Consider the following 26623-nt stretch of genomic DNA (forward strand, 5'->3'; position numbering starts at 1 on the left):
GGTCACATCCTGAACAGGCCAAATGTCGTCGGCTCGATCGGCGCATTCGCCGCCGCCGACAATCCGAGCCCTAGCACCAGCCGGGTATCGGCGGGATCGATCACCCCGTCGTCCCACAGCCGCGCGGTGGCGTAATAGGGATTGCCCTGGCTTTCGTATTGCGCGCGGATCGGCGCCTGGAATTCGCGCTCCTCCTCCGCTGACCAGGTGCCACCCTTGGCTTCGATGTTCTCCCGCCGCAGCGTGCTCAACACCATCGCGGCCTGCTCGCCTCCCATCACGGAAATTCGCGCGTTGGGCCACATCCACAAAAATCGCGGGGAGAAGGCGCGCCCGCACATGCCGTAGTTGCCGGCGCCGTAGGAGCCGCCGATCACCACTGTGAATTTCGGCACGGCTGCGGTCGCCACCGCCGTCACCAGTTTGGCGCCGTCGCGCGCGATGCCGCCGGCCTCGTACTTCTTGCCGACCATGAATCCGGTGATGTTCTGCAGGAACACCAGCGGAATGCCGCGCTGGCAGCATAGCTCGATAAAGTGCGCGCCCTTCAGCGAGCTTTCGCTGAACAGGATGCCGTTGCTGGCGACGATGCCGACTGGATAGCCCCAGACATGGGCGAAACCGCACACCAGCGTCTGGCCGTAAAGCTTCTTGAATTCATCGAACTCGGAGCCGTCGACGATGCGCGCGATGATATCACGCACGTCGAACGGCTTGCGGCCGTCCGCCGGCACCACGCCGTAGATTTCGTCCCTCGGAAACAGCGGCTCGCGCGGCATGCGTATGTTGAGCGGCGCGCGCTGCGGCGGCTTCAGGGTGGAAACGATGCGGCGCGCGATCCCGATCGCGTGGGCGTCGTTCTGCGCATAGTGATCGGTAACGCCTGACTGCCGCGAGTGCACGTCGGCGCCGCCGAGTTCTTCGGCAGTGACCACCTCGCCGGTGGCGGCCTTCACCAGAGGCGGGCCGGCGAGGAAAATCGTACCCTGATTGCGGACGATGATGCTCTCGTCCGACATCGCCGGAACGTAGGCGCCGCCCGCGGTGCACGATCCCATCACGATCGCGATCTGCGGAATGCCTTGCGCCGACATGTTGGCCTGATTGTAGAAGATGCGGCCGAAGTGGCGCTCGTCCGGAAAGATCTCGTCCTGCTGCGGCAGGAAGGCTCCGCCGGAATCCACCATGTAGATGCAGGGCAGATTGTTCTGCCGCGCGATGTCCTGCGCTCGCAGATGCTTCTTCACGGTCATGGGATAGTAGGTGCCGCCCTTGATGGTGGCATCGTTGGCGACGATCACGCACTCACGGCCCGACACCCTCCCGACACCCGCGATGATGCTCGCGGAATGAACATCGCCGCCGTACATGCCGTTCGCTGCCAGCGGCGACAGTTCGAGAAACGCCGTGCCGGGATCGAGCAGCAGATCGACGCGGTCGCGGGCCAGCATCTTGCCGCGCGAGGTATGGCGGGCGCGCGCGGTCTCGCCGCCTCCGCCCGCCACGCTCGCGAGCTTGTCGCGCAGTTCGTTGACGAGAGCCTTCATCGCCTCGGTGTTGCGCGCAAAATCAGAAGAGGTGATATCGACACCGGAACGAAGCGCCATGACAGTCCAGGACAGTTGGCGGGCGGCGTTGAATCTCACGCCCGCAATCCCGGCCTAGGGTGCCCCGCCCTCCCCGGCAAGGTCAACCTTCGTTCGGCCCTCACGGCAACAGGCCTCGCGCGCTAAAGCGGGATGCGGTTTGATTGAATTGAATCGTCATGCCCAGCTTTATGCCGGGCATCCACGTCTTGAAACACGTATCGGACCAAAGACGTGGATTGCCGGGGCACAGGCGAGCCAGAAGCGACGCCGGTCTTCAAACGGCTATGCCCGGCGACGGGTAATCGAGATGGCTCCGTCCGAGCGTGAGGTACTAATGCGTCCAGGGTTCGCTGCGGCGAAATGCAAAATTGTCGGCGTAGGCGGCCTTTCTCGCCGCCGCCTTTACCTTCGGCTCGATCACCTCATAGGGAATGCCCTCACGCTCGCAATAGGCGATCGCATCCTCCCTGGTGTCGAAGCGAAGCGTGATCTGCTGCTTCATGTCGCCGGAGCTGGTCCAGCCCATCAGGGGCTCGATCACCCGCGCCTGCTCGGGCTCGTAGTCCAGTTGCCATTCCCGGGTCATGGCGACCCCCGATTGCATCGCGTTTTTGGCGGGCTTGAAGATACGTGCTGTCATGGATCGCTGTGACCTGCTGCTGTGCGGGCTTGCGCCGATCTGGTAAAAACCGGCGCTTTTTCCGAAAAACTCACCAGCCGGGAACACGACCTGCGCATCCGTCGGCGAAGCGCCTAACACCCTGCTTTCCATATAATCTTTATGGCGCGGCATGACAATCGCATGTTCTGCGCCGGCGAGATACGACGGCCCGTCCGGCCGATCGTCAGGCCCGCTTGAGGTTCGACATGACAACGGCGCCGACGTCGGTATAGACGCCGACGAGCGGCCCCACGATCCGGTGCAACCCCTTCTTGGAAACCACCGTGTCGTGCAGCACGAGATGATCGATGCCCGTGGTCAGGAAGCAGCGCATGGCATCGCGCGGTGTCTCCACGATCGGCTCGCCCTTGACGTTGAATGACGTGTTGATCAGCACGGGAACGCCGGTCAGCTCCTCGAATTCCTTCAGCAGCCGGTAGAGTGCAGGGTTCGTGCTCTCGCGCACGGTCTGCACCCGAGCCGTGCCGTCGACGTGAACCACCGCCGGAATCCGGTCGCGCCACTCCGGCCGCACCGCCTTGGCGATCAGCATGAATGGAGAGTCCTCGTCGCCCTCGAAGATATCCGTCATGCGCTCGGCCAGCACGATGGGCGCGAACGGGCGGAACGGCTGACGATGCTTGACCCGGCTGTTGAGGATGTCCTTCATATCGGCCTTGCGCGGGTCGGCGATCAGACTGCGATTGCCCAGCGCGCGCGGGCCGAATTCGGAACGCCCCTGAAACCAGCCGATGACTTTCTGGTCCGCCAGAAGTTTCGCGGTTTCGGCATAGACGTTCGAACTTCTCACCGCCGCTGTCTGGACCTTGACGATCGAGCGCTTGGTTGCGGCGTCGACCTCGGTATCCGAATAGCTGCGACCCACATAGGCGTGCTCCATCACGAAACCGCGGCGCTGTTTCAGCACTTCGAGCCAGCCATAATAGGCGCAACCGATCGCAATGCCGTCGTCCCCTGCCGCTGGCTGAATCCAGACATTCTCAAATCCGGCCTCCCGCGCGATGCGTCCGTTGGCGACGCAGTTCAGCGCCACGCCGCCGGCGATGCAGAGGTTCTTCGCGCCAGTGGTTTCCCGCAGCCAGTTGGCGCGTGCGAGCAGCACCTTTTCGGTGTCGTCCTGAACCCGCCATGCCAGATCCTCCCAATGCCGCATGGAGGAGCTGCTGTCCCATCTTCCGCCGCCGTCGACGACGTAGGGCTGGTTGAACTCGGCCGACCAGCGCGGGACCGTGAGTTGATTGTCGGCGATCTCCATCAGCGGCTTGACTTGCTCGCGGCGTCCGTACGGTGCGAGCCCCATCAGTTCGCCGCATTTGTTCCAGTCGCCGAACACGTAGGTCGAGGCGCGGCTGTAAAGCGCCCCGAGGCCCGGCATGTTGTAGAACTCGTCGCTGAAAAAGCCGCGGTCCGGCTCCATCCAGACCTTCTTCAGGCACTCGAGCGTTGCGCCGCTGAACCGGTAGTAGCTCTCCGATTCCCGCGCGAGCGGCGTTGCGGTGTCGCTTTCCGGATAGGGCTCGCTCACGTCCGAACGATAGCTGCCGACGCCGTCAACAATCATGATTGCGCCCTCGTCGAACGGGCAGGCCGCAAAGGCGCTGTAGGCGTGCGCCAGATGGTGGGAGATCGACACCACCTTGTCGGAGCGCGAGCGGAAATACGGATGGTCGTGCGCATCCGAGCGCTCCTCGGCGGGAAGGAATCCCGGCATGTCCTGATAGATCAGCCGCTCCTCCATCTCCGGAACGGGAAGGATGTAGCAATTGCGAACCACCAGGTCGATGTCGCCGATGCCGATGCCTTCGGCGCCCAGGCAATAGTCGATGACTTCCTTAAAGAACCCGCTGGCGTGCTTTTCGCGCGTGATCCGTTCCTTGGCGATGGCGCAAGCGACGGCGCCGTCGCGAAGCAGGCAGGCGCTCACGTCGTGATCGTAGGTGTTGAGACCGAGAACATAAGTGTGCTGTTTTGACATGAGCCTCTGCGGAGCAATCTGGAGGAGGAATTCGGACCGCCGCGCCTTTTTCAAGGAGCCGGGCCGTGCGTGAAAGATTGGTTAACGCGCCACGCCGCCAGCGGACCACGTTATGCCTGCCCTAATGCGTCGCTTGTGCGGCAGACTAAGTTCATGCCGGGCCGAAACGGCAAATGGGCCGATGCTGAAAATGGCCCATTGCAACCGGCAAAAACGCAGGACGGCCAGGCGATGCCGGGTTTCTCGTTGGTGTCCCCGAGCATTTCCAGTTTTTTCACCACGACGCTTGAACCTGCAAGCATCGCGGGCCGACCCTTGACCGGGCGGGAAGCCGACCAAGCCCTGAACGGCGACACGCTCAAATTCGTTGATCTGTTATTTGCATCATGCACCGAACCAAAGCGAGCCGAACGCCTTATATTCGCGACAATGTTTGTCGCGATAATGGTCTGGTTCAAGACGGTGCCAACAGAATGGGAGTTTCTCCTGATGGCTCAAAGAAGTTCGAGCGCGCAAAACATCATCACCCGCGTCCTGGCGGCAGCGGCGATGGTTTGCGTGTACTTTGTCAGCGTTGCCGGCGTGTCTTCGGTTGTGATCGCCGGATCGACCACGTCGGCGGCAGCCCGCGGGCGCGGCGGTGGACGCGGCGGTGGCCGTGGTGTTGGCCGCGGGGGCGGTTGGGGACGCGGGGGCGGCTGGGGTCGTGGTCGCGGCTGGGGTCGTGGTCGCGGCTATGGCTTCATCGCACCGGGTTGCTACTACAGCCCGCGCTGGGGCCGCACGATCTGCCCGTACTGATCGCCGCCCGGTCTTTTCGCAAGCATTAAAGGGGTGCGCCGGTTCGCTGGCGCACCCCTTCTCTTGGATGGGAAGCATTCAAGGCGAAAATGATATTTATCAGAAAAGTCTTGTTGGCGTTGATGTTCTGTCTTGCTTCGGCCGCTCGTTATCCGGCGATACGGACTCTGAGAATGGCGCCGCGAACAAACTGATAAGGTAGAACATCAGCCCGGCTAGAGCATTTCCCGGTGAAGTGGAAACCGGTTCACCGTAAGGAAATGCGACCATTCAATGGTTTAGGGCGCTCGTTCTGATTCCATCAGAACGATAAGCGCTCTAAGGCGTCTGTTTCGTTTTCTCGCTGCGGTCGCAAAACGCGGCAATGGTTTCCGATGCGATCAGCGCGTTAGCTGAGAGTGGCTTACCAGAGACATGCTCATCGACAAGCGCGAACGCTTCATCTTCGGCCATCCCGCCACCAATCAATCCGAGCGCGATCACGTTCTCCACATCCGTAACCGAATAGACCTGTTCGAGAAAGCGCTTGTGGCAAGCCTCCGGGGTGTCGCCGTATTGTCCGGCAAGCGGCGCCCTACCTATGCCGAGACGGGCAATCGTGACCATCTTCGCGACCTGCTTCAATTTCGCTCCGCCCAAGATCATGGCGAGAACCCTGGGGTCATTCAAATTGAAAGTGCGAACCTTGCCGGCAAATTGAAGCTGCCGAGAGCTAGGACTGGTGCTGTGGTCGGTCATTTCAAAACCTCTTCGATTGCTTCGGTGATGCTGTCGGCGATCTTGCGACGCCAGCGCTGACCACGAGGGCGCGGGGCTTCGCTCCCGAAATATGTCGACATCACAATATTCCCATAGCCTTCCCGGTCGAATCTTACGGGAAGATTTGCGCGCTGAAGTACTATCTAAGCCATTGATTTCATTGGTCGGGGCAGCTGGGAGAAATGCTTCAACCAAAATATTAACAATGTCAATATCGTTTGATTTTTCAGCTCCTTAGCGCGTAAGCCTGCACGACAAACTGTTGCGGATTGGTCTTACAGGTTTAGAGAATGGCGCTCCGAACGAATGTCCAAAGACGGCCGGGTTCGGCGATGTATTACGCAAGGGTCGCCATTCCCCAAGACCTTCAACCCCTCTATCCCACTAAGACAGGGACCAGTAAACAGGAGCTTTGGAAGTCGCTGGGGACGCGCGATCCGAAAGAGGCCGTAGCGAAGGCCCGCCCGGTGCTGGCGCGATGGGAAGCGGAATTTGAGCGGCTACGGACGCGCCGCCAGCCGACGCCGGCCGATCTCAGCAAGGCCGTCTGGGACCACTACGAGGGCGAATTGGAGCGGGACCGACAGGAACGGACCGCCTCTGCCCGGCCAGCAAGATATCCAGGCGCCGCCGACGAATTGAGAACCACAGCGGACGCCGCTGGCGAGGTCACCTTAGAGGACGCCGGGAACTTCCTCGTGATTCGCAATGCCGCTCAGTGGGGCCGCGAACAGCGGGAACCGCACCTTGAAACGCTTCGGCTGCATCTGGCGAGGGGTGAAACCGCCTTGATCGAATGGGCCGCCGACGACGTGATCCAGCGCGAAGGGTTAATGATTCCTAAAGACTCGTCCGTCTATCGCGACCTTTGCCAGCGGCTACAGCGGTCCGAAATAGAGAAGCTACAGCGAACGCTCGAACGGAACCAAGGCAACTTCACCGGCACGCCCGCCGATCCGATAGTCGTGCCGTCCTACCCGACCATGGGGAAAAAGCAGGCCGCGTCCGGCGAGACGCTGGCGGAACTCTACGCCCGCTATCAGGCGGAACAGAACGGTCGCGTCACGCAAGACACGTGGAATCAGAACGCCGGGATTGTGCCGCTGTTTTTCGAGTTTATCGGAGAGACTTTGCATATCAGCGCGATTACGCGGAAGGCTGTCCGGGACTGGAAACACGCCCTCGCCTCTTGGCCCCGCAAAGCGACCAGCATCAAGCAATTCGAGGGCATGTCGTTCCGCAAGGTGATCGAGGCTAACAAGACGGTCGGAAAACCGGTCATCAGCGCCAGAACGACGAACAGATATATCAGCGCCATCGCCCCGTTCTGCCAATGGCTATTCGATGCCGAATATATCGAGCAGGACGCCTGCCAGCGGATGCACCTTGCCGTCGATAAGAAAAAACGGACGGTCTATCCGTGGTCCGGTGACGAATTGAAACTGATCTTTACATCGCCGCTCTTTGGGAAGTGCCGGGGCGAGCGGCAAGAACACCTACCGGGCAAGGTCGAGATTCGGGATTGGCGCTATTGGTTGCCGTATCTCGCAGCCTATAGCGGCGCGCGCCTTGGCGAGTTGTCGCAAATGCTGACCGCCGACGTTCGGCAACACCATGGCGTCTGGATCCTCCACATCACGCCGGAAGGGTCGCAAGACAAGTCCGTCAAGACGGACGGCAGCGCCCGCGTGGTGCCGCTGCATTCGCGGCTCATTGAACTTGGATTCCTGGACTATCACGCGCGTATGGTTGAGCGTGGCGAGAAACAGCTATTCCCGGAGTTGAAGCCGGACACGCGCGGACACTATTCGCGAATGCCGTCACGTTTCTTTGCGGGCTACTTCAAAAATATTGGCGCTAAAGAGGACAAGAGCCGGAATTTCCATAGCTTCCGGCATAGCGCGGCTGACGCCTTCCGGCGTGGCGGGTATATGGACGAAACGTTCGGCCCCCTACTCGGTCACACCAAAGGCAGCACGACGGGGCTTTATGGCAACGTGCCGCAAGGACCGGCGATATCGTGACGCTACATTTCTGAACTAGCGAGAGGATGCCTCACAGCATCACTTGTAAGAAACATGCCGTAGACAAATAGTCCAAGCGATACAAACGCAACCAAAACCGCTGCGATATGAAAGAGAATATTCCAACGTCTCCACGTTCGAAATTTTGGTCCATCCACTATGAACGGATGTTCATATGTCGCCCTCTTGCTCGCAATTGTCCCGGCCATCGTGTAGTTAGTTAAATACGAGAGGGCCATGGCGAGAACTGCGAGCGCCACGCCAAATGCAAACCATTTTATGGTTGATGCGACATTCGCCACCTTAAGAAAATCAATTTCGCGCTTCGCAGCAACCCCGCCAAGGAAAGTTAAAATCGTAATCGCGGCACTGCCATTGATGACAACCAGCGTTTTGAGCGCAATATTTCCTGCTTCTATTGATGCTTTGTTGATGTAATGAAAAAGCTCGCGAGTGGCGTCATGCTGGCGATGCGCGTTCTCCCGATTTAGCTCATACGTCCACTTCGCACGATCAAAAGGTGGCGTATTGTTTTCAGCCATCGATTCCCCCGTCTAGCTTCCCGGCGGTCAACCGCCGTACTTGATCCGCGTGGCGTAGGAATCCCCGGACTTCATTTCCGCCACGACGGACGCCTTCCCTCCGCACAGATCAGTGCCGACGATAAGCGCGGCTTGCGTGTTTCTTCGGCGCTCAATCATGTCGTCTGGCATAATCACGATCGACGTGGTTCTGACGCCGCGCATATCGATACCGTTGGCATCGCGAACCCACTGCACCTGATAAGGGGTATCCTCAACAGTGACGATTCTATTTTCGGCATGGACCCAACGCATTGCGTCACCACCACCGCAGCCCGAAAAGAGAAGCCGCGAGGCAACCAGCAACAAAATATTTCGCTTCAGCCGCGCTTCTCGATCACGTTGTAGCCTCGACCGGCCATACAGTCGGAGATCATAGTTGCGGCGCCGACGAACGAGGCTTGCTACTTCTTGTGCCGGCACTCGTTCAGGTCATTGTTGTATTTAGCCTGGTCGACGCCGGCCATGTCGACCAGCGGACCTTCATAGGGGGAGTGACCAGCGCAGCCGGCAAGCAGCACTCCAGACATAGTGAGACCGATAGCAAAAATTCTTTTCATGAAGCACCCCCGCTCCATCACAGCGTAGGAGACAATTCGGGGCAACAAAAAAAGGCGCGGTATAATTCGCGCCTCTTTGTGTCCTATGTCAGATGATCCGCTCTATGCGGCTTCCTGCATTAGCGTGTAGCGCCCAAACGATATTTCAGACCCATACCGCTCCGATCGACAATTACCTCGGATTCGTCACGATCAACGATAACCGTAATGATGTTGCGCTTAGGGATTCGCATTTGGCGATGCCTGCATCCGGCACCTGAATGCCGCGATGTCCACGCGCAAAACCCTCGGCAACATTCCTGTCGGTGGTCCACGATATTCCTAACACCCGATCAACTGAACAGCCGCGATACAGCGTCACCATTTCCGGCAGGCCATCGAAAAAGCGGCGCTGGTCGTCGCTCCAATACTCTGACGCCTAGTCAAAACAGTTGGTCATTATATCAGGCAGTTGCTCACGTAGACACCAAGTGTCGTCACAACTAGACCAGTAGTCGTGAAACACGCGCCAAAAAACCTCGTCGTCCGCGAGCCAAGTCAAGCTAAGCATAAGTTCGGCGCGATCTTCGCTTTCTACGCCGATACCATAAAGATGGTCACCGATACCTTCCACAAGGTCATCGCCTGTCAACTCGGCAAGACCCAGCTTTTCAAGTTGCGTTTTCCACTCATTAAATGCGGTCTTAAAATCGTCTGCCGTATCACTCATGGCTGCAACATAGCGGCGAGGTCGCGGATTGCTCACGGCAGGCGATCACGAAATGTGTAGTCCTCATTTCAGTGAGATGGGCCGATGATCTTCAACGGCACCTGAATCGGAAAATTTAGTGCCCTTGCCCGCCAGAAGTTCCTTTAGCTGGTCGCGCATCCGCTCCGCCTTTTCATACCTAAGCGATGCAACCGTGACCTTGTCGATTGCAACGATGATCTGGGTGGCTGCGTTCACGCATGAAATTCGGCCGAACGCATTATCAACCCCTGCCAGCGCTTCGCCTAACGCGGCTTCTAATCCCTGAGCTTCGACTAAGCTCAGTGTGAGCGGATCACCGCCATCGATCGTAAGGTCGACCGCTACGTCCCCTTCTGGTGGCTTCTTGGCTATAAGCGTCCAGCTGCTCATTGCTTAATCTTCCTCTGCCATTTCGCGCGGATGCTCTCGGGCCGATCTTCCTCCTCCGGGCGCGAATGCTCGGGCCAGATGTCCAGTTGCAAACCTAGGCTCAGGACTCATTGATCAGAGCCAGAAGATGATGGTTGCTGCGATGCAGATAGCGGACATGAATGTGTGAGCACACCGATCGTAGCGGGTATGGATACGTCGCCAGTCCTTGAGCCTTCCGAACATATTCTCGATTTTGTGCCGCTGGCGATAGAGCACCCGATCATATTCGATTTTCTCTTTGCGGTTTGACTTTGATGGGATGCATGCGGTGATGCTGCGCGCGGCGAGAGCCTGACGGAACCAGTCGGCGTCGTAACCCTTGTCGGCGAGCAACTGCCTGGCGGGCGGCAGCGCATCGATCATCAGGGCCGCGCCTTTGTAATCGCTCATCTGGCCCTCGCTGAGCAGCATGATGATGGGGCGGCCTTGACCGTCGCATACGGCGTGCAGTTTGGAGTTCAGGCCGCCCTTGGTGCGCCCAATACATCGGGAAACAGGCCCTTTTTTAAAAGGCTGGCGGCGGTACGGTGCGCCTTCAAATGCGTGGCGTCGATCATTAATCGCTTCGGAGCGCCGCCCTTACGAGCCAGTTCAGCAAATATCTTGTTGAAGACGCCAAGCCGGCTCCAGCGCACGAACCGGTTATAGATCGTCTTGTACGGACCATAGCCCGGCGGTGCATCGCGCCAGCGCAGACCATTCCTGATAACGAAGATGATGCCGCTGATCACCCGCCGATCGTCAACCCTCGCAATCCCGTGCGACAACGGAAAATACGGTTCGATCCGGCGCATCTGCGCCTCAGTGAGCAGAAACAAATCGGACATCGCGGCGTCTCCCAGCAACGCCAATGAATCAGTCCAAACACCTCTCCACAAGAAAATTAATGGGTCCTGAGCCTAGGACGAGCTTCACGTCGTCAGGTTCAATGCGCCCGGTCCATGGCGAGTGTTCGATTTTGAGCGACAGCATAGCCGGTGCGAACCGGACAAGGGTCGCAGCCGCCGCGACAGCCACGTTGTAATCATCATCAGGAAGATATTGCATTTTCAGGCCCCGTGTTTTGGCTGTGAACGACGGCAAGGAAACATATTCGCGGAATCGGCGCAAGATATTTTATATAATAATTTCAAATGCTTAAGTCAGAACTGACTTAAGCAAGCTGCCCCGCATGATCCGGCGGATTTCCGAATAGGTCCATTCGGCTTTGCGTTGTAGCGGCCGGGTGATCGTGAAGGTTCGGGGACCGATGATCCTCGCGACCTTCCGCTGATTGCGCAGGCTGTAGCTGGCCCAGCCGTCGTCGCAGGGCTTCCGACTGATCCAAAGCTGCTTGTGCTCGCCCCGCCCCTTCCACTTCCCCCATGCTGTCTTCATAATTTTCCTAATGGCCGGATGCTGTTCAAGGACAGCGGCAAACGCGCCATGAATGTGTAGGCGCTTGTCATCGTCGATGTCGAGACAGAGCCAATAGGGCAGATCAACACCCGCCCGCTTTAGCAACAGATCAAAGGGACGCTTTAGATGGTCTAGGAATCCCGCTGGATTCGCTTTGGCTGCTTCGATGGTCTCCGGGAGCAGATTGAAGGCGAACGCATGGGCGGACTTCCCTGAGAGTTGTAGGGCAGCCGTCGCCGCCACGGCTTTGACGCCGTCCTCTACAAGAGACCATGTGGGGATAAGGTTGTCGTTGGCTGGGGTGAGTGACGGTGAAGGGGTGTTAGGAGCGTATGTTAGAATGGGTGATGAATGGGGAGAATAGAGGGGTGATGGTGTGACAACTAAAGATGTCGGAACAGCCGTTTGGGGTGCGGGACAAAAAGACCGCATTTTTGCTAGGGTTTTTGAATCTTTTGAGGGTGTCCGGCGACGACGCGGCGAAACATTTTTGGACCGTAACCGCTGAACATTTTTGGACCGCTTTTTGTTGTCGTGGTCCTGCGAAATTGAGGCGAGCGTGCTATATTGTTTTTGTTCTAGCTTCTGTCTGAGCAACGGCAAGTTAGGACTCCCTTAGCAGTCTGCTGAAAAGCGCACAGAATTACGGGGTTTTATTGCGAGGCTGGCTGTTGAGACGGCGTGTTCGGGAGTTTGAGGTCTGGATCGGCTACGCTGCGACGAGTTTGGGGATGCGGATCAGATTGTAGGCGACCAGATTGAGCAGGAAGTTGGCGGCGACGCGAGCGATGCCGCGATGTTTGGTCTTGCGCATGGTGCCGTGCTGCTTGCCCCACCCGAAAATGCACTCGATCATCGCGCGGCGCGATTGCGACATGCCGTAGCCCGGATGCCGCGTAGTTCGTTCGTCGATGGCGCTGGTGCGGGTCTTGCCGGTTCTGGTGACGGCCCGGTTCTGTGTCACATGCGGCGTCACGTTGATGGCGCGAAGATTGGCGACATGATCGGCGGTATCGTACGCCTTGTCCTCACCGGCCGTGATGCGGTGGCCGGCAGCTTTGCCTTTGGCCTCCAGCATGATCTCCGAGGCGCGGCGCTCGGCGGTGCCATTGGCGTGCGTAACCATGCCGGCCACCGCCAGCCCATGCCGGTTCTCCATGGTGGCGTGGCCCATATAGCAAAGATTCGCCTCCTGTCCGGCTGCCTTGCGGTAGAGCCGGCTGTCGGGGTCGCTGGTACTTGCATGGGTGTCGTTCTTGCGCTTCTGGCCATGGAAGTTCGCGCCGTCATTATCGTCACCGCGACCGTCCCTGGGACGAAAGCTCTTCTGTGAAGCCCAAGCTTCGATCAGCGTTCCGTCCACCGAAAAGTGCTCGTCCGACAGCCGCGGCTTGACCTGCGGATGGTTCAGAAGCCTGGTCATGAACTTCTTGAGCACCTCGCCGTTCTGCAACCGCTCCCGGTTCTTGGTGAAGGTGGTCGCGCTCTTTGGAGCCGTTCGCGCCGCGCTGGTAAACGATCAGGGGAAGCTGGCCGATGGTCTCGCTGATGGCCTGAACGCCGCACCGGACCGGCGCGCATTCCATGGCGGTGCGCGGGGTGACGACGATCCCGGCAGCGGACGTGCCGCCGCTGAACTGCTCAAAGAGCCACGGATCGGGGTTCGATACGCCCGACTTGGTTTCGAGGCATAGGAAGGATTTGAAGCGAGTAACGAATGACATTCCGATTTCGAGTCGCAAGAGGGTCCAGCTTCTCGCCGAACCATTCGCACTCTCTCTCGGAATGGTCACCGCCCTATGGGCGCTGCGTGACCGTTTCACGGTCTCTCGGAAATCACCGCGCAAATCGAAACTTGAAAAGGTCGCGTAACGATATTCCGTTTCGTGACCCTGAACTGTAACTATATTACGGAAAGTTGTGGCGAAATAAAGGAGTGTTACCGAAAACTGCTCCGGATAACTGTTACGGAATGCCACTTATTGTGCAGTGCATATACCGTATAAGTAATTTAAATTATTACATTATCAGCAATATGGTCGGGGCAGCTGGATTCGAACCAACGACCTGCAGTACCCAAAACTGCCGCGCTACCAGGCTGCGCTATACCCCGATCTGCTGGGAACCGATGTCGTTACATGCTTCCAGCTGGCCCAGCAAGCCGCCCAGAGCCTCCGCTCCTGATGGAATCGGAAACGGGGCTCTATGACTTTGATTTGACGCGTTTTCTTCACGCGAACAGGTGCTCTCCTCGGGTCAAGCTCGAGGACATGCTTCGCTCGAAAACGCTCGAATGATCTCAATGGCCGTTGAAGAGCGGGTGCGAGACCCGGTCGCCCGGCGCGATGCCATATTTTTTCGCGGTCCCCGCGATCACCTCGAGCACACCTTTGGTCGGACCGCGTGAGGGGATGATCCGGGTCGAGAGCGGCTCGGTGTTCTCGGCGATCCGGAGGATGCGGCCGTCGGGGCCGATAAAGATCATGTCGAGCGAGATGTAGGTGTTCTTCATCCACATCGACACCTGCTGGGCCGGAGAAAAATCGAACAGCATGCCCTGCCCGTCCGGCAGATGCTTCCGATACATCAGTCCCGTGGCTTTTTCCTCCTCGGTCGTCGCCATCTCGACCGAGAACATCTTCACGCCGGCTCGAGTTGCGATTTCCAGCGGCTGGAATTCGGCGGCATGGACACCGGCGCAGCCCGGCGTAACCATGCCTATCCACGAAAGCAGCGCAACCCATAAACCGGCGCGCAGCCACTCAAGACCGACCTTCCGCACTCGTATCATCTGGCAACCTGTCAGGAACGAAGGATCATGCGCAACCGCCGAAGACGGCCGCCGGCCACGACCCATAGCGGGCGGGCCCTGCCGCCACAAAACACGATTTCCGGAAGGTCGGACCTCAAGTGATCAAATCCCGCGCGGGTCACCTTCGGCGACGGCCCGTTCGTCAGATCAGTGAGAGGACAGGCCCGGGGCGCCGGTTTCCGGCTGAATTTCCGCCGCCATCATGCCCTTGGAGCCCGGCCCGAACCGGACCAGCACGAACTGTCCCGGTCGAAGCTCCGTCATGCCGAAGCGCCGTAGCGTTTCCATGTGGACGAAAATATCCGGTGTCCCCTCGCCGCACGTCAAGAAACCAAAACCGCGCAACCGGTTGAACCATTTCACCTGCGCCCGCTCCAGGCCGCTGGTCGGCGTTACACTGACATGGGTCCGTGGCGGCAGCATCTGCGCCGGGTGAATTGCGGTGGACTCGTCCATGGAGGTGATCCGGAACACCTGATAGCCCTTCGCTCGCTGCACGCATTCGCAGATCAGACGGGCTCCCTCGTAAACCGTCTGATAGCCGTCGCGACGAAGCACGGTGACATGCAGCAGCACATCCGACCAGCCGTTATCGGGGATGATGAAACCGTAGCCCTTTGAAGCGTCGAACCATTTGATGACGCCGCTGATCTCGACAATGTTCGCGGGGGATTCTCCAACCCCCGTAAACGGACCAACCCCCGACTCCCGATCCGCCGTTCCAGAAAAGTCCTTCGACCCAAGGTGATCGCTCACCGCCGGACCTCCAAACTTCCTGGATTCAAAACCGTCTGCCCCCATGACCCAGGCCCCCACACATCACTACGGCTGCCGTCTGCTCGACACCGTCATTCACGAACGTATATAGCCCCACGAATCTCACGAATCAAAAGATAACACTCTCGTTGGCGTCGCAAGACAAAAAATAAATTGACGGCGACCTATGAACAGCCTTGCACATGCACGAATCATCTTTCTCCCGATTCCAGATCGACCATCGATGTGACGCCGATGTCGTGCCGGATGACAGGATCGGCTGCACCGACGGCTCTTTGTTGAGGATCACCAGCTTTGCGACGCATTGTGCGGCCATAATCGCCGGAGTCGGGCGGCGCAGCGCTTGATATTCATCGGGCAAGGCGCGAATAGCTTCTCCGCAGATGCGTTCGATTGACGCGCGCCGTCCGCTTTGTTGAAATCATTCCAAACAGGGCGCAAATGCCGGAGGAATAATCGTAATGCCGCACGAACAAAAAAATCAGACGAGTCCGGAGGACAGGCTGGGATCGGAACGAGCCGACATCGCGCGGCGCGTCGCCAATTTCAAGGCGTATCAAGCCAAGCTCCAACAGGAACGGGACGAATACTACAAATCCGTTCGCGCTCGGATAGGCAGAGCACTGGGCGGGTCGCAGCCGACCAACGTCGCGAATACTCCTGAATGATGCTCTTCATCCCTGAGGCATTGCGACCTGTGATCCCTGCGTCAGATCACCAGTGATGGTGCCGGTGATGCCAGTGGCGATGATGCCAGTGCCGGTATGGACCTCGGTAATAACCATAAGACCCGCCATAATAGGCTGGAGGGCCACCGTAGTAGGCCGGAGACCACCCGCCGTAATAGGCCGGTCCATAATACGGCCGGTAGTAGCGCGGCCCGTAATAGCCCCCGTAATAACCGTAGGGTCCATAATAGTATGAACTCGCCGCTGCGCCCGCGGCCAGCGCGCCGATGGCAAGACCGAATCCAAGACCAGGCCCGATTCGATGTGCCTGAGCCGGCGCCGTCACAACAGCGCTGCCAATTGTCGCCACGGTCGCAATCATGATCGCCGTTTTTTTCATGTCCCTGTCCTCTCGCGAAGCATCGGCGAATTAACGCGGTCCTTTTGGTTTGGTTGCAGAACCGAAGCGGCCGGATTCAATCCATCCGCATTTTTTGCTTTTCCCGGAAATCCGCTTTTGTCTGCTCTCGCATGGATTTTGCTGTTATCAGGTGACAAAGCAAATCCGCAGGGAGACAAGGGACATGCGTTACCTTCACACCATGCTGCGCGTGCGCAATCTCGAGACCGCGCTGAAGTTTTACGTAGATGCGCTGGGACTGAAGGAGGTCCGCCGCGTCGACAACGACAAGGCGAAATTCACGCTGGTGTTTCTGTGCGCGCCCGAGGACGAGGACCTCGTCAAGCAGTCCAGGGGCCGCGGCGCGCCGCTGGTCGAATTGACCTACAACTGGGACGAGGAGACATACGGCGAGGATCGCTATTTCGGCCACCTCGCCTATGAGGTCGACGACATCTATGCGACGTGCGGCCGATTGATGAAGCTCGGGGTCACGATCAATCGCCCGCCCCGCGACGGCCAGATGGCGTTTATCCGCTCGCCGGACCTGCACTCGATCGAGCTGCTGCAAAAGGGCGACGCCCTGCCGTCGGCCGAGCCGTGGAGTTCAATGCCGAACACGGGTCATTGGTGAGACGCGGCACGACCGACTATTTCCGAATCCGGCAATTGCTGTCCTGTTTCCCAACGCGCTGAGGCACCGGAACGATCCCTCTCACCTCGCGTTTTCCTTGTGGATATTGGCACACAAGGAGACGACGATGGGACGCGGACTCTTGCTTTGGCTGATAGGCGTACCGATACCGTTGATTATTCTTCTGTGGCTGTTCTTCGGTCATTGACGCTCGCATCCACCGCCAATGAAGGCCTCGCTTCGGCGAGGCTTTTTTGCTTTTACCGCCGCTACGGTGCGGCGACGACATTCGTTGTGTTCGGAAGGTGTTCTGAACACGCTCCGCTATTCCGACGCAGCGTCAGCGTCGGGTGCCGGCATCGACGCCAATGCTGCCGCCAATGCGCATGCAACTCGACGATCCCTCGACCCTGACAAAGCCGGGTCCAAATTCCGAACAGGATTTTTGCGCGGACAGTCCCGACTTCCTGACCGGCTGCTCGGTCTTGATGTCGCGGTCGGAGATGTGCGAGCCGCGTGTTTGCGCCCACGCGGATGTGCCGGCGAAGGACAGCACCACCACGAGCACTCCATACAACGATCGCCGTATCATGTCGGATGCTCCATCGGAGATGGCAACTCAGCCTGCCCCGGCCACTTCTGCATCGCCTTTTCGGTCGAAGCGAGACCCTGCACCGCTTCGGCATCCTTCGGGGAGAATGCTTGCCCCTCCGGGCAAACGCCACTATACGTTCCGCCGCTGCCGCCGGTCCGGTTCACCGCCGCCCGGAGACACCGTCTGATCAAATCGTTATAGAATATTGATTTAACGGCAATATCGCAGCGGGCTTGAGACTGAAATAACGGCGCGATTCGTCGCTGAAAAGTTCAGCTCCCTTCGTCTATCGGTTAGGACGCCACCCTTTCACGGTGGAGAGAGCGGTTCGATTCCGCTAGGGAGCGCCAACTATTTCAATGGCTTAGCTCTCCGCGCATCGGCCATGTCCAACAAATGTCCAATAAGCGACCATTGTCATCGGTGGACATCTAGTCGTCCCACTTCGGAATAGGCACGCCGTTCTCTTTCGCCATCGCGAAAACTTGGGTCTTCACGCGTTCCGCATTTTCCACCAAGTACGTCACATCGACCAACAGTGACATGAGCACGCGCTGCGTGAAATTCACTTCGACGTCTTCGGTTTTCTTGGGCATCATGTGATCTCCTTTCGCGGACCACCATGGCCGCGAGCGAATAGAGCCACATTCCGCGCGACAGGTCACGACTTGATCTGTAAAATGTTTCGTATAAAATATTGAAATCGCAGCGCTATTCGTTGACAAACTACGTCGTCGTAGTAAAGTCGCACAAAGAAAATGGCCGCGGCATCCACCGCGACCATCTTCCCGGATCAACCCGCCGCGGGTGAGGCACCGCGGCCGGAAGCTCTAATCAATCAGCGCAACCCTTTCGGCGCGGAGCCGACCGTCCGGCCCTTTACCGACCTCATACTCCACGCGGTCACGCGGGCACGGATAGCGCAGCTTGTCCGCCAGCCCGTGGACATGCAGGAAAATGTCCGGCGTGCCATCGTCGGGCTGGATGAATCCGTAGCCCTTCTCCGCATTGAAAAACTTCACGCTGCCCGTCTGCATCACGCGGTCTCCTTCTTCGACCAGTCGAGCATGGCAAGCGCCGCCTGCGCATCCACGCCAGCGTCTTTCGCCATTGCCAACCCTTGAATGAGCGTGGCGAAGGCGCGGGCCGAGCCGCCGCTATCGAACGCCTGCGTCGGTCCCATGACATCGATTTCGATTTCGCCGCCCAGCTTCGCCGACGCCTCTTCTTCGATCAGTTCGGCAATGGGTTGGAGACACCATTGGGCTAAATGCCTCTGGCATTCGCGAATCGCCGGTCCCTGCGCCTGGTTCGAAAACCACGCCGGAATGACGCCATAAGCCGCGAAGATGGAATCGCGCGCGGCGTCGAGCGTTTCCTTCGCCATGGACTGCTCCAAATTCGGCGTGAGGTCCGAAGGGCGCCAATCAGTCTGCGGCGTCGGCCCGCCGGCAGCGGTGACGGTGACGGACTCACGAAGCATCACGCGACCTCGTTTGCCGACAAAGCTGGACGCGATCTCGTTATTGTTGTTCTCGGGATTTTCCGGCATCGGCACCACTTGCGAGCCGAGGGGCGCATTCTGGAAAACTTCACCTAGCGCCGTCTCAACGCTGTGAAGCATCCCGGCTGACAAGCTAGCCGTCCGCAACGGTGACACACCAAGCCAAGGCGCCGCCTGGTCAACATTGATCCGAACGTGCAAGACTTCACCCGCCAGCGCCGTCAAAGAGCGACCGCCACCGCTTTCCGGGATCGAAAGCCTGTAAGCTACGGGCTGACTGTTTCGGGTCCGCGTGTCCCAATCGGACGCCGGCACAAGCTGGTCACCATCGATCAGGGCAACAAACTCGCCTCGCAAGGCAAGCGACCGCCCGAGCAGCGCCAACATGGAAGGCGTCAACATGTCCGTGCCGTTGACGTCCGCCAGAGCAAAACCGTTTTGCCAGAGCGACACACACGACGACACCGTGCCGGTCAGTTCGCCTAGTCCGGTCCTGCCGCTGATATATGCCTCGCGCATCCGCAAGACTTCCGCGGTAAAACCCGAGCCAACGGAACGCTTCTCGACCGCAGGCGCGGCGCGACGAAATAAATCCATGAAACCCATCAGCGGAATCCTCGTAAGAGATCAGCGGCGCCGGAATCGCGCATGGCGTTCGCCATCCATGCCGGATCACGCATCACGTCGAGCCGGATCGATCCTGCTTCAATTCGTTCGCGGTTCGCGCCAGGCGTGCCGGTCTTGCTGTCAAGATACGTTGCGAGGCGCTTCCACGCTTCGAGAACCAACGGAGGCACAACAGGCGCCGGACTGCCACCGCCAACCGTTGCGGTGATTTTCCACGGGCCGGTGCATGGCAGGTAGAAACCACCGCGCGGGCTGGGGTCGAGCGTCGTGATCTCCCACACCTTGGCGCGGTTCGACCAGACTTCCGTGCCGGTGATGGCATACGGAAATCGGTTCGGTTCGAAATAGCCGCACCCATTTACGAACCAAGTCACCGTGCGCGGCGTATAACGCCAATTGATCCAGCCCTCGATACGCTGCCACGCCACGTCGCCCATCGGCAATGCGGGGCTTGTGTTCAGGTACGTCGTGGGCGCGGCTTCGTCGATATGATCGGCAGTCACGTACATATTATCTCCATCTCAACGCAGCGGGCATCGCGCGCTTGATTGTGTCCGGCGGCGGGATCAAGATTCCCGCGACGTTGTATGTCCAGCCGGCAGCGATCTTTTCCTCATCGGTCATATCGTCGGGATTGATGACGTTGCCGAGAGCGTCGTGCATGGTGACGCTCGCGTCCGGATATGCCGGCCGCGTCACGATCGACAATTCCGTCAGGATCGCTTCAAAAATCGTGCGAATGATCGCGCGACCGAGCTTCGGATCTTCGTTCTCGAATTTCTGCGCTTTGTCCGCAGGCACAGCAGATGGAGGCGGAATTCTGAAACCAGGCGACAATCCGAAAACAAGGCCAGAAGAAATCTGCTTAATAAGATCGCTACCATAGCTCGTGTCGAGAATTTCAGGATGGATGTCAGCGTCGAATTGCAGCGCCTCGTTGCTATCGTGGAACGTCAACGTCCCCGTGTTTTTGCTGGCAAGCGGTTTCGCGAAGTCATGACCGCTTAGCAAATGAATTTCAGCATCCGACTTGAGCGAGTAGGAAAAGGCGCCCGGTTCGAATTGCTCTTTCTGTGGTTTGCCGCCGTTGCGGCCACCATCGCTTAGAACGGCTTTTGAACGGTACGGGAATCTGCCGCGGATGCGACGCCCCCCGGTTCTCCGGGAGGCGCGCAATTCCAATTCGCCGTTGATCGTGGCGAACTCATCCATCACTGAATGCCGGTCAACACGGTCGACTGAACGGCGCGCAGCGCGGAAATATCCGCGGTGAGCAAACCTGTCAGTTTGACTTCGCCAGACGGGGCAGAAGTGTAGATATCGCGGATTACGTCGAGAGCGCCGAATGTGGCCAGAACCGCAGGCGCAACATTGCCAGGGGAGCAAGTCAGAAAAGCCTTGCTGGCGAGCGGCGAACCGGTCGGAGCCGCGAGAGCATTCGACGAAGTGATAACGCTGCCGAGATTGGCAACAGTTTTGTCCCACTCGCTGGTTGCCGTGCCCGTGTAAATGACCGAGTCCATCGTCGAATAGACTTCCGGACGAACGAGCATTTTCACGCCACCGGGGCCGGTCGCAGCGTTCGCAACCATAAACGCAACCACGGCGTCACGGAATTTTGCCCAAGACGCAGCCGCATTGATCGCCACGGAGCTAATCCCGTAGGTCGCCGCGCCAGTGATTAGACCGAGCGGCTCGCCACCGCTACCGGCACCCAAGAAAACAGCCTTGTCCAGCGCCTGCGAAATGCACCCATTCATGTCCCTTCTGACCGCGGCCTCAAGTGCCTCGCCCGCCTGCTTAAGAGATTTGCGGGTCAGGGTCATCGTGATTCCGAGCGTGTTATTCGGCGCAACCGAACGCTCGCTGGTCGTGTAGGCAGTCGGACCAGGTACGTTGCTCGTTTCGTTCGCAACCCAACCGGACGCGACGCTGCTCGAAGTCAGAGGCCACTCTTGCGAACCGGACGCGATGTTGATCATCTGCACGCCCATCTGCGAAGCCACAGACTGCGGGAACAGACGGTCGATCAGTGCAGCGGTCGACTTAGGCGAGTAGATGCCAGACGAAACCGTTTCACCCGAGCGCGTTTCCAGTGCGCTCAGCGGCACCGGAATGCCCTGGTACGAACCCTTGCTGCGCAGTTCGTCGGCGACTTCCTTGGTGGCGCCTTCGAGGTTGCGGTTCTCGGTGTAGAACGCCGCGACCTGACGCATTTCGAAGCCGCCGACCAGCTTGTCCCATTCCTTGGTACCGCTGGTCTCCATCTCGGCACCGGCCGCCGCACGCTCTTCCGACTCCGCCACAAGGGCAGCGCGGAAACGCTGTTCGTTAGTCTGGAATTCCTTATCCAGGTCGCCGAGACTACGAATCTCGGTCTCGTCGGGATTGTCTTTCCCGGCGAGCACCGCAAGCTGTTGGCGAATTTCCGACTGACGCTTCTGGATTCGAACGCTGGTTAACATTTAGTACCTCATTGTTGGGTTGCGCCAAGGCGCGGACAAGATCGCGCCACGCGGCGCGTTTCGGGTCGACTTCAGTGAAGAAGCCGACTTCGATCTGAGTTTTTTTGGAATGGCAGAAGCGACAAAGCGTCTGGAGGTTCGATAATTCGAACGCTAATTCTGGCGCATCGCGTATCGCCCGGACGTGATCGCACTCAAGCCGCCCGCGGAATCCGCATTTCACGCAGCGCCACCCGTCGCGCTTCTTTGCGAGATAGCGAACCGCTTTCCATCGCGGGTCGCGATAAACACTGGCACCGTGGCGATCGTATTGCTTCAAAGCCATACGGGCACTCGCGCTTTACGTTGAGGACGCGCTGTCATGCGGTCGCCTTGCGCAACAGCCAACACCGACGCCACGCAGGCGTCGATCCGGCCGAGCGAGCGACTTTTTGTCAGCTTGTGATTGCCCGAGGGGTCGATAAGCGTGATCGCGTCGGCGAAGGCGCTGCGTAGCAACAGCGACGGAGTCGTTTTGACCTTCCCGTCGAACAACGATCGCCGGAAACGCTCGCAATCTTCCGAGCCATCACGCCAACCCATGCCGCGCGCCACGAACTGCACGCGAAGATTCGCCGCGACCATCGCTTCCTGAAATTCAGCGAAGCGGAACCGGTCGCCGACAATGCAGGCAATCGGGTAACCATCGGCCAGACGCGCAACGTCCGCCAACCATGGGCCGGGCGGCACAGTGTTTTCGCCTAGTACTCGCAATTCGCCGCGCGAGTGCATCTCGACGTAGCGAGTCCCTACGCCGTCAGCGGCTCCGCGGTCAGCCAAATTCGGCACGCTCGCAAAAGTGCCATAGGCTTCAAGGCGGCCGGTCTCGGGGAAATAGAATGCAGCGGCGGACATGGAGCGCGAACCGCCCAAATCAACGCCGAGAATGCAGGCACCCTGACGCGGCGGCAGATCGTCCAGCGAAACTTCCGCCGACAACCACTCATCCGTCGTCAGCAGAACCGAACGATCATCCGATGCGACACGTTCATTTCTATTGAGGTTGCGGAATGACGACAGCGCCGAACCACCGCGGGCCAAGGCTCTACGAGCCTGCGAGACTAACCAGTCGGCAGAAGCGCCGATGCCTTCGGAAGCGCCAGGGTTTGCGATCAGGAGGCTTTCCAGATCGTCGACCGGCAATCCGGGCGGTGGCCGGTGTTCCTGCACATAGGTGCCGGGCGGTGGGTCATCCATCCACCGGCTGAACGTGTTCGAATCGTCGGGAGCGCTCGTACTTATTAAAATCGCTTTGCCGGCTCGCTTCCCGAGCCCGGAAAGTATTGAATTTTCTAGTGAATCGCCCTTTTCCTTCTCCCACGCGGCGCGCTCATCGAGCACGGCAAGCACCGGAGCGCCGCCTAAAATGGACTTGCCATCGGCCGCGATACAGCGGGCCAGCCCGCCACCGTTGCCGCTGTATTCTACCTCAAGGCGTTGACCGCGGCGGATCGTGAATTTCTCGCGCTCGCGCTTCGGCAGGCTTTCGATGAACCCGACCAGGAAGGTGAAGGCGAGTTTCGATTGGTCGCGATTCCGAGCCGCAAAAAGGATTTCCCGCTTTGGCTGTTTGTCGACGATGCCCATCAGCGCGGCCAGCGAAATGCCGGCGGACAGAGCTGTTTTTGCATTCCCTCTGCCGATCGACAGGCAGGCGACCATGTTTGCAGGATCCAGCGCGCCGCGGACGAACCGTTTCTGGAACTCGCCTAATTTGAGGGGTTTTCCAGCCAGCGGTCCTTCTGGAATTTTCAACGATTCCAAGAACTTAATGACAACTTCAGCGGTCATTTTCCCCCGATTTTTTCGAGGGAATGAGAATGGAACAGCCCGCCTACTGCGGCGAACGGTTCCTCCCATTTCGGGGTATTGGAACCGCTATATGTTGTGCCTTGTGTCACTTGCGAGCCTGCACAACCCAACATGTAGATGCGGGATCGAGCGCGACGTTGATGATTTGATACGTGCTGCCACTGACCACGAGCTTATCCGCCGTGGTCGGAACAAGGTCTAAGCTATTGCAAAGGATAAAGACTTTGCGATCATTGACCTGGATCAGCGTGCCCGCTTTGTCTTGCAGCGAATAGTCGTCGACCCAGCCGGTGCACGAGTGGTCAACCCATGTGGTCTCGGGGTTGAATGGGTCGCCGTTATCGACGCCGTGCTGAACCGTCAGCGCATAGGGCAGATCAGCGGCCACTAAGGCGTCGGTGAGGCGGGCAGCAAGACTGCCATCGAGCAATATGGACATGTTCGATCATTGTAATATATTGTGATCTGTTTGTCAACATACTGCTTGACTAGCCACATATTGTCTGAAACTGCGCATCAGACACAAAAGGGAGACGTAACGCTGAAACGCTGAAACGCTGTTTCCTATAAGAGGCAAACTAGCAAAACTCTCCTCTATTGGACTCAGCGTTACCAGCGTTACAGCGTTACGCCGCCACGCTTTCCCTTTGTGTCCGCACCCAAGGCCGCCTGCCGTGCTCAGGGATGCCACGTTCCCAACCCACTTTTTCAAGGATAGCCGTAATCCGCAGTTGGTCGCTTCGCGAGAAATCCTCGCGCCGTACATGGAGCGCCCCGGCCGCCACATCGATCAGCGTTACCGACTGCTTGTCTTTCAGGTACTCTGAAATCGGCTGGGACCAATCGTCATGCTCGAATCGCCTCTCTTGTTCGGGCGCAATATGCTCCGCCTCAAACTCACGATCCGGCCACCACGCGGCGCCGCTCCGGTAAAGATGCACAGCCTCAGCGAATAGTTGGTCGCGATCAGCCGCCAAGCGATCTATGGCAATGGTCCCGCACTTCACCGGCCAGAACCGCCGTCCACCCGTTTCGTCTTTCAGATAGACGGCTTTGTTCGTTGTCCCGATAAAAACGCACTGGCGCGGCTCGACGACCTCAAGGCGGCCGTACGGCGGGCGATAGCGTTCCTCCTGCCGCGTCACAAATGCCTTGAGCGCCGTCGTTTCCGCGCGCGACAACGCGTGCATCTCCGCGGCCTCGATCAGCCATTTGCCGCGCAAGTGCTGCGCCGCGTCCTTTGTTCCGATGTCGGGCAGTTGATCGGAAAACCATTGTCCCGCGAGGGCACGGCAGGCGCTCGACTTCATAAGCCCCTGCTTGCCCTCCAAAATCAGCATGTAGTCCGCCTTGCATCCCGGCTGGAACGCACGCGCCACCATGGCGATAAGGAACATTTGCCCGATGCCGTTCGTGTAAGGTGTTCGCGTCGCGCCGAGATATGTCGACAACCAGTTACCAGCGCGCGGCACGCCGTCCCATCGCAGCGCGTTCAGGTAATCGCGCACAGGGTGAAAGCTATTCTTGACCGCTACCGAACGCACAGCATCGTGGACAATATCCTTCCCGATGCGCGGAATTCCGTTGTGCTGAATCCACTTCTGGATTTCGGTGACCTCCTCGTCTCGGATTGCCCGGTTGTACGGAGCGAGCCAGAACGGAGCGCACTCCATTTCGTTAAATCCGATGTGCGATCCGGATGCTGCTGTCACCGCGACGATGGCGTTCGCGACGTTGGGAATGATCTTGCCGTTGCCGTCTGCAATGCACTGGTGATGCCAATCGGGACGGCTGACGATATCGCCAGTCTTCGCGCCGGTCATAGCTACGCCGCTCCAGTCTACCGGCTTGCGCTCGCCAAATCCCTTGCTGCGCATACTGGTGATGTCCTTGCGCAGCCAGTGCCCGTCATCCTTCTTTTCCCGCGCCTTTTCGCCGAGCGGATGACTCCAGATTAGATCGAAGATTTCCGCATCGCTGCATCCGTGGCCGATTAAGGCCGTCGTGCAACGAGCTATGTCCGCGCTGCGGTCGCCGGTGGCGTCCTCGCAATCGAGTTTGCGACGAATATGCGCCGGCAACGTCGGTAATAGTTCCTCCGCGGCGCGCGTGGATTCCGGCGTTGCCGCGGTCGCCACAACCTTGCGCTTGTAATACTCTAGAAGTTGCGGCAGGCACTCGTGCGGCTCGTAAGGTGTGATGCGCTTGTAATAGCCCGCCGGGCCGCCGTCGCGGCCGTCGTAATAAGAGCCGACTGCGTTTGTGATACCGTTGCCGATCTTGGTCTCCACGATCGCCTTCTTCGCGCCTTCGCACGCGGGCACAAGTTGAGCGGCGGTCAGGTCTTCCAGATCAACGCCATCCGGCACCCGAACGTATGTGTGGAATCCACCAGACGGCGTTCTGACCTGCGGCATTAGGATCGGAAGTCTGCGCGACTCGAACCACCAGCGGTAAAGATGGATGGCACGGTCGACGCCAAGCTCTTTCACGTCGATGTCGAGTATGATGAGCCGCGACGGCCCGGCCACAAGAACAAAATTGCAGTTTGGATGCGTCGCGCGCCAGCCGCGCCATTGTGCTGGGTCTTTGGAGCAGTCGAGATAAACACTTCCCACGATGCCGAGAGGATTTTTCGCGCCATGGGGAATAGGAGCAAGAGCCGCGCCGATTGACGCATAATAGTCAAAATCACTTGAGATTTCTAACGACATTCTGTATATTGATCCTGAACTTGAGAGAGAGACGACTTAGCCCCG

The 26623-nt window shown here is 58.7% G+C and carries 32 protein-coding genes and 2 tRNA genes; 6 read left to right on the forward strand and 28 right to left on the reverse strand.

Annotated elements, in window-relative coordinates:
- Positions 1–2: 2 nt before the first annotated feature.
- From NHAM_RS10805 to NHAM_RS26670, 4 genes are all read right to left on the reverse strand, one after another.
- Positions 3–1607, reverse strand: a complete 1605-nt coding sequence (locus NHAM_RS10805) for a carboxyl transferase domain-containing protein (protein WP_041357977.1) — start codon at positions 1605–1607, stop codon at positions 3–5.
- A 313-nt stretch (positions 1608–1920) separates the two neighbouring features.
- Positions 1921–2229 (reverse strand): ETC complex I subunit, encoded by a 309-nt coding sequence (locus NHAM_RS10810; RefSeq protein WP_011510602.1) that lies wholly within the window; start codon positions 2227–2229, stop codon positions 1921–1923.
- A 205-nt stretch (positions 2230–2434) separates the two neighbouring features.
- Positions 2435–4246, reverse strand: coding sequence for a carbamoyltransferase family protein (locus tag NHAM_RS10815; protein ID WP_011510603.1), 1812 nt, complete (start codon positions 4244–4246; stop codon positions 2435–2437).
- Positions 4247–4356: 110 nt separating this feature from the next.
- On the reverse strand, positions 4357–4704 hold the full coding sequence (locus NHAM_RS26670; RefSeq protein ID WP_157043597.1) for a hypothetical protein: 348 nt from the start codon (positions 4702–4704) through the stop codon (positions 4357–4359).
- A 31-nt stretch (positions 4705–4735) separates the two neighbouring features.
- On the opposite strand from NHAM_RS26670, the gene NHAM_RS10820 reads away from it, so the two are divergent.
- Entirely contained in the window at positions 4736–5047 is a 312-nt protein-coding gene (locus NHAM_RS10820; protein WP_041358933.1) for a hypothetical protein, read from the forward strand.
- 318 nt (positions 5048–5365) lie between these two features.
- On the opposite strand, the gene NHAM_RS10825 is transcribed toward NHAM_RS10820, so the two are convergent.
- Complete coding sequence (locus NHAM_RS10825) at positions 5366–5785, reverse strand: GTA-gp10 family protein (protein ID WP_011510605.1); 420 nt, start codon at positions 5783–5785, stop codon at positions 5366–5368.
- A 311-nt stretch (positions 5786–6096) separates the two neighbouring features.
- Between NHAM_RS10825 and NHAM_RS10830 the strand changes: the two genes are divergently transcribed.
- Positions 6097–7830 carry a site-specific integrase gene (locus NHAM_RS10830; RefSeq protein ID WP_049769328.1) on the forward strand — a complete coding sequence of 578 codons (1734 nt, stop codon included), beginning with the start codon at positions 6097–6099 and terminating at the stop codon, positions 7828–7830.
- A gap of 2 nt (positions 7831–7832) precedes the next feature.
- On the opposite strand, the gene NHAM_RS10835 is transcribed toward NHAM_RS10830, so the two are convergent.
- The 8 genes from NHAM_RS10835 to NHAM_RS10875 form a co-directional block, all read right to left on the reverse strand.
- On the reverse strand, positions 7833–8372 hold the full coding sequence (locus tag NHAM_RS10835) for a hypothetical protein (RefSeq protein ID WP_011510607.1): 540 nt from the start codon (positions 8370–8372) through the stop codon (positions 7833–7835).
- A 27-nt stretch (positions 8373–8399) separates the two neighbouring features.
- Positions 8400–8834 carry a hypothetical protein gene (locus NHAM_RS26675; RefSeq protein ID WP_011510608.1) on the reverse strand — a complete coding sequence of 145 codons (435 nt, stop codon included), beginning with the start codon at positions 8832–8834 and terminating at the stop codon, positions 8400–8402.
- Complete coding sequence (locus tag NHAM_RS26680) at positions 8816–8971, reverse strand: hypothetical protein (RefSeq protein WP_157043598.1); 156 nt, start codon at positions 8969–8971, stop codon at positions 8816–8818. Before NHAM_RS26680 ends, NHAM_RS26675 begins: the two co-directional genes overlap by 19 nt.
- Positions 8972–9389: 418 nt before the next feature.
- On the reverse strand, positions 9390–9716 hold the full coding sequence (locus NHAM_RS10845; protein WP_011510609.1) for a hypothetical protein: 327 nt from the start codon (positions 9714–9716) through the stop codon (positions 9390–9392).
- Between the two features lie 27 nt (positions 9717–9743).
- Positions 9744–10091, reverse strand: a complete 348-nt coding sequence (locus NHAM_RS10850) for a hypothetical protein (protein ID WP_011510610.1) — start codon at positions 10089–10091, stop codon at positions 9744–9746.
- Positions 10092–10205: 114 nt separating this feature from the next.
- A protein-coding gene (locus NHAM_RS24860; protein WP_086008349.1) for an IS5 family transposase occupies positions 10206–10960 on the reverse strand; the annotation gives its coding sequence in 2 pieces (ribosomal slippage) (positions 10206–10627 and positions 10627–10960; 756 coding nt in all).
- Positions 10961–11270: 310 nt separating this feature from the next.
- Positions 11271–11774: a hypothetical protein gene (locus tag NHAM_RS10870; protein WP_041357982.1), complete on the reverse strand. Its 504-nt coding sequence runs from the start codon at positions 11772–11774 to the stop codon at positions 11271–11273.
- A 466-nt stretch (positions 11775–12240) separates the two neighbouring features.
- Positions 12241–12954, reverse strand: coding sequence for an IS5 family transposase (locus NHAM_RS10875; RefSeq protein ID WP_081434983.1), 714 nt, complete (start codon positions 12952–12954; stop codon positions 12241–12243).
- On the opposite strand from NHAM_RS10875, the gene NHAM_RS10880 reads away from it, so the two are divergent.
- The gene (locus tag NHAM_RS10880) at positions 12953–13225 is read left to right on the forward strand and encodes a hypothetical protein (RefSeq protein WP_081434984.1); all 273 of its coding nucleotides are present in this window, start codon (positions 12953–12955) and stop codon (positions 13223–13225) included. The genes NHAM_RS10875 and NHAM_RS10880 overlap by 2 nt on opposite strands.
- 342 nt (positions 13226–13567) lie before the next feature.
- On the opposite strand, the gene NHAM_RS10885 is transcribed toward NHAM_RS10880, so the two are convergent.
- The 3 genes from NHAM_RS10885 to NHAM_RS10895 form a co-directional block, all read right to left on the reverse strand.
- Positions 13568–13644, reverse strand: a tRNA-Pro gene (locus NHAM_RS10885).
- A gap of 186 nt (positions 13645–13830) precedes the next feature.
- Positions 13831–14247: a DUF192 domain-containing protein gene (locus NHAM_RS10890; RefSeq protein ID WP_086008350.1), complete on the reverse strand. Its 417-nt coding sequence runs from the start codon at positions 14245–14247 to the stop codon at positions 13831–13833.
- Positions 14248–14490: 243 nt separating this feature from the next.
- Positions 14491–15144: a cold-shock protein gene (locus NHAM_RS10895; RefSeq protein WP_011510616.1), complete on the reverse strand. Its 654-nt coding sequence runs from the start codon at positions 15142–15144 to the stop codon at positions 14491–14493.
- Between the two features lie 437 nt (positions 15145–15581).
- Between NHAM_RS10895 and NHAM_RS27565 the strand changes: the two genes are divergently transcribed.
- On the forward strand, positions 15582–15788 hold the full coding sequence (locus NHAM_RS27565; RefSeq protein WP_041357987.1) for a hypothetical protein: 207 nt from the start codon (positions 15582–15584) through the stop codon (positions 15786–15788).
- Positions 15789–15834: 46 nt separating this feature from the next.
- On the opposite strand, the gene NHAM_RS10910 is transcribed toward NHAM_RS27565, so the two are convergent.
- Positions 15835–16188 carry a hypothetical protein gene (locus tag NHAM_RS10910; protein ID WP_011510618.1) on the reverse strand — a complete coding sequence of 118 codons (354 nt, stop codon included), beginning with the start codon at positions 16186–16188 and terminating at the stop codon, positions 15835–15837.
- Between the two features lie 184 nt (positions 16189–16372).
- Between NHAM_RS10910 and NHAM_RS10915 the strand changes: the two genes are divergently transcribed.
- Positions 16373–16822: a VOC family protein gene (locus NHAM_RS10915; RefSeq protein WP_011510619.1), complete on the forward strand. Its 450-nt coding sequence runs from the start codon at positions 16373–16375 to the stop codon at positions 16820–16822.
- 340 nt (positions 16823–17162) lie between these two features.
- Here the strand turns inward: NHAM_RS10915 and NHAM_RS10920 are convergent, their stop codons facing one another.
- Positions 17163–17414, reverse strand: coding sequence for a hypothetical protein (locus NHAM_RS10920; RefSeq protein WP_157043600.1), 252 nt, complete (start codon positions 17412–17414; stop codon positions 17163–17165).
- A 278-nt stretch (positions 17415–17692) separates the two neighbouring features.
- Here NHAM_RS10920 and NHAM_RS10925 point away from each other — a divergent pair.
- Positions 17693–17767: transfer RNA gene (locus tag NHAM_RS10925), tRNA-Glu, on the forward strand.
- Positions 17768–17848: 81 nt separating this feature from the next.
- On the opposite strand, the gene NHAM_RS26685 is transcribed toward NHAM_RS10925, so the two are convergent.
- From NHAM_RS26685 to NHAM_RS24870, 10 genes are all read right to left on the reverse strand, one after another.
- Complete coding sequence (locus NHAM_RS26685) at positions 17849–18016, reverse strand: hypothetical protein (RefSeq protein WP_157043601.1); 168 nt, start codon at positions 18014–18016, stop codon at positions 17849–17851.
- A 231-nt stretch (positions 18017–18247) separates the two neighbouring features.
- A complete protein-coding gene (locus tag NHAM_RS10930; RefSeq protein ID WP_011510621.1) occupies positions 18248–18454 on the reverse strand; it encodes a cold-shock protein in 207 nt (68 codons plus the stop codon).
- Positions 18454–19527 (reverse strand): phage portal protein, encoded by a 1074-nt coding sequence (locus tag NHAM_RS10935; protein ID WP_011510622.1) that lies wholly within the window; start codon positions 19525–19527, stop codon positions 18454–18456. The genes NHAM_RS10930 and NHAM_RS10935 overlap by 1 nt, the downstream gene beginning before the upstream one ends.
- Positions 19527–20057, reverse strand: coding sequence for a hypothetical protein (locus NHAM_RS10940; protein WP_011510623.1), 531 nt, complete (start codon positions 20055–20057; stop codon positions 19527–19529). The genes NHAM_RS10935 and NHAM_RS10940 overlap by 1 nt, the downstream gene beginning before the upstream one ends.
- A 1-nt stretch (position 20058) precedes the next feature.
- Positions 20059–20760: an HK97 family phage prohead protease gene (locus tag NHAM_RS10945; RefSeq protein ID WP_011510624.1), complete on the reverse strand. Its 702-nt coding sequence runs from the start codon at positions 20758–20760 to the stop codon at positions 20059–20061.
- Positions 20760–21956 (reverse strand): phage major capsid protein, encoded by a 1197-nt coding sequence (locus tag NHAM_RS10950; RefSeq protein ID WP_011510625.1) that lies wholly within the window; start codon positions 21954–21956, stop codon positions 20760–20762. Before NHAM_RS10950 ends, NHAM_RS10945 begins: the two co-directional genes overlap by 1 nt.
- Positions 21913–22338 carry an HNH endonuclease gene (locus tag NHAM_RS24865; protein ID WP_081434986.1) on the reverse strand — a complete coding sequence of 142 codons (426 nt, stop codon included), beginning with the start codon at positions 22336–22338 and terminating at the stop codon, positions 21913–21915. The genes NHAM_RS10950 and NHAM_RS24865 overlap by 44 nt, the downstream gene beginning before the upstream one ends.
- A complete protein-coding gene (locus NHAM_RS10960; RefSeq protein ID WP_198136920.1) occupies positions 22329–23912 on the reverse strand; it encodes a terminase large subunit domain-containing protein in 1584 nt (527 codons plus the stop codon). Before NHAM_RS10960 ends, NHAM_RS24865 begins: the two co-directional genes overlap by 10 nt.
- Before the next feature lie 37 nt (positions 23913–23949).
- Positions 23950–24303 carry a hypothetical protein gene (locus tag NHAM_RS10965; RefSeq protein ID WP_011510627.1) on the reverse strand — a complete coding sequence of 118 codons (354 nt, stop codon included), beginning with the start codon at positions 24301–24303 and terminating at the stop codon, positions 23950–23952.
- Between the two features lie 187 nt (positions 24304–24490).
- A complete protein-coding gene (locus NHAM_RS24870) occupies positions 24491–26578 on the reverse strand; it encodes a VapE domain-containing protein (protein ID WP_011510628.1) in 2088 nt (695 codons plus the stop codon).
- Positions 26579–26623 lie beyond the last annotated feature (45 nt).

It is taken from the genome of Nitrobacter hamburgensis X14 (genome assembly GCF_000013885.1).
GTDB classification, from domain to species: Bacteria; Pseudomonadota; Alphaproteobacteria; order Rhizobiales; family Xanthobacteraceae; genus Nitrobacter; species Nitrobacter hamburgensis.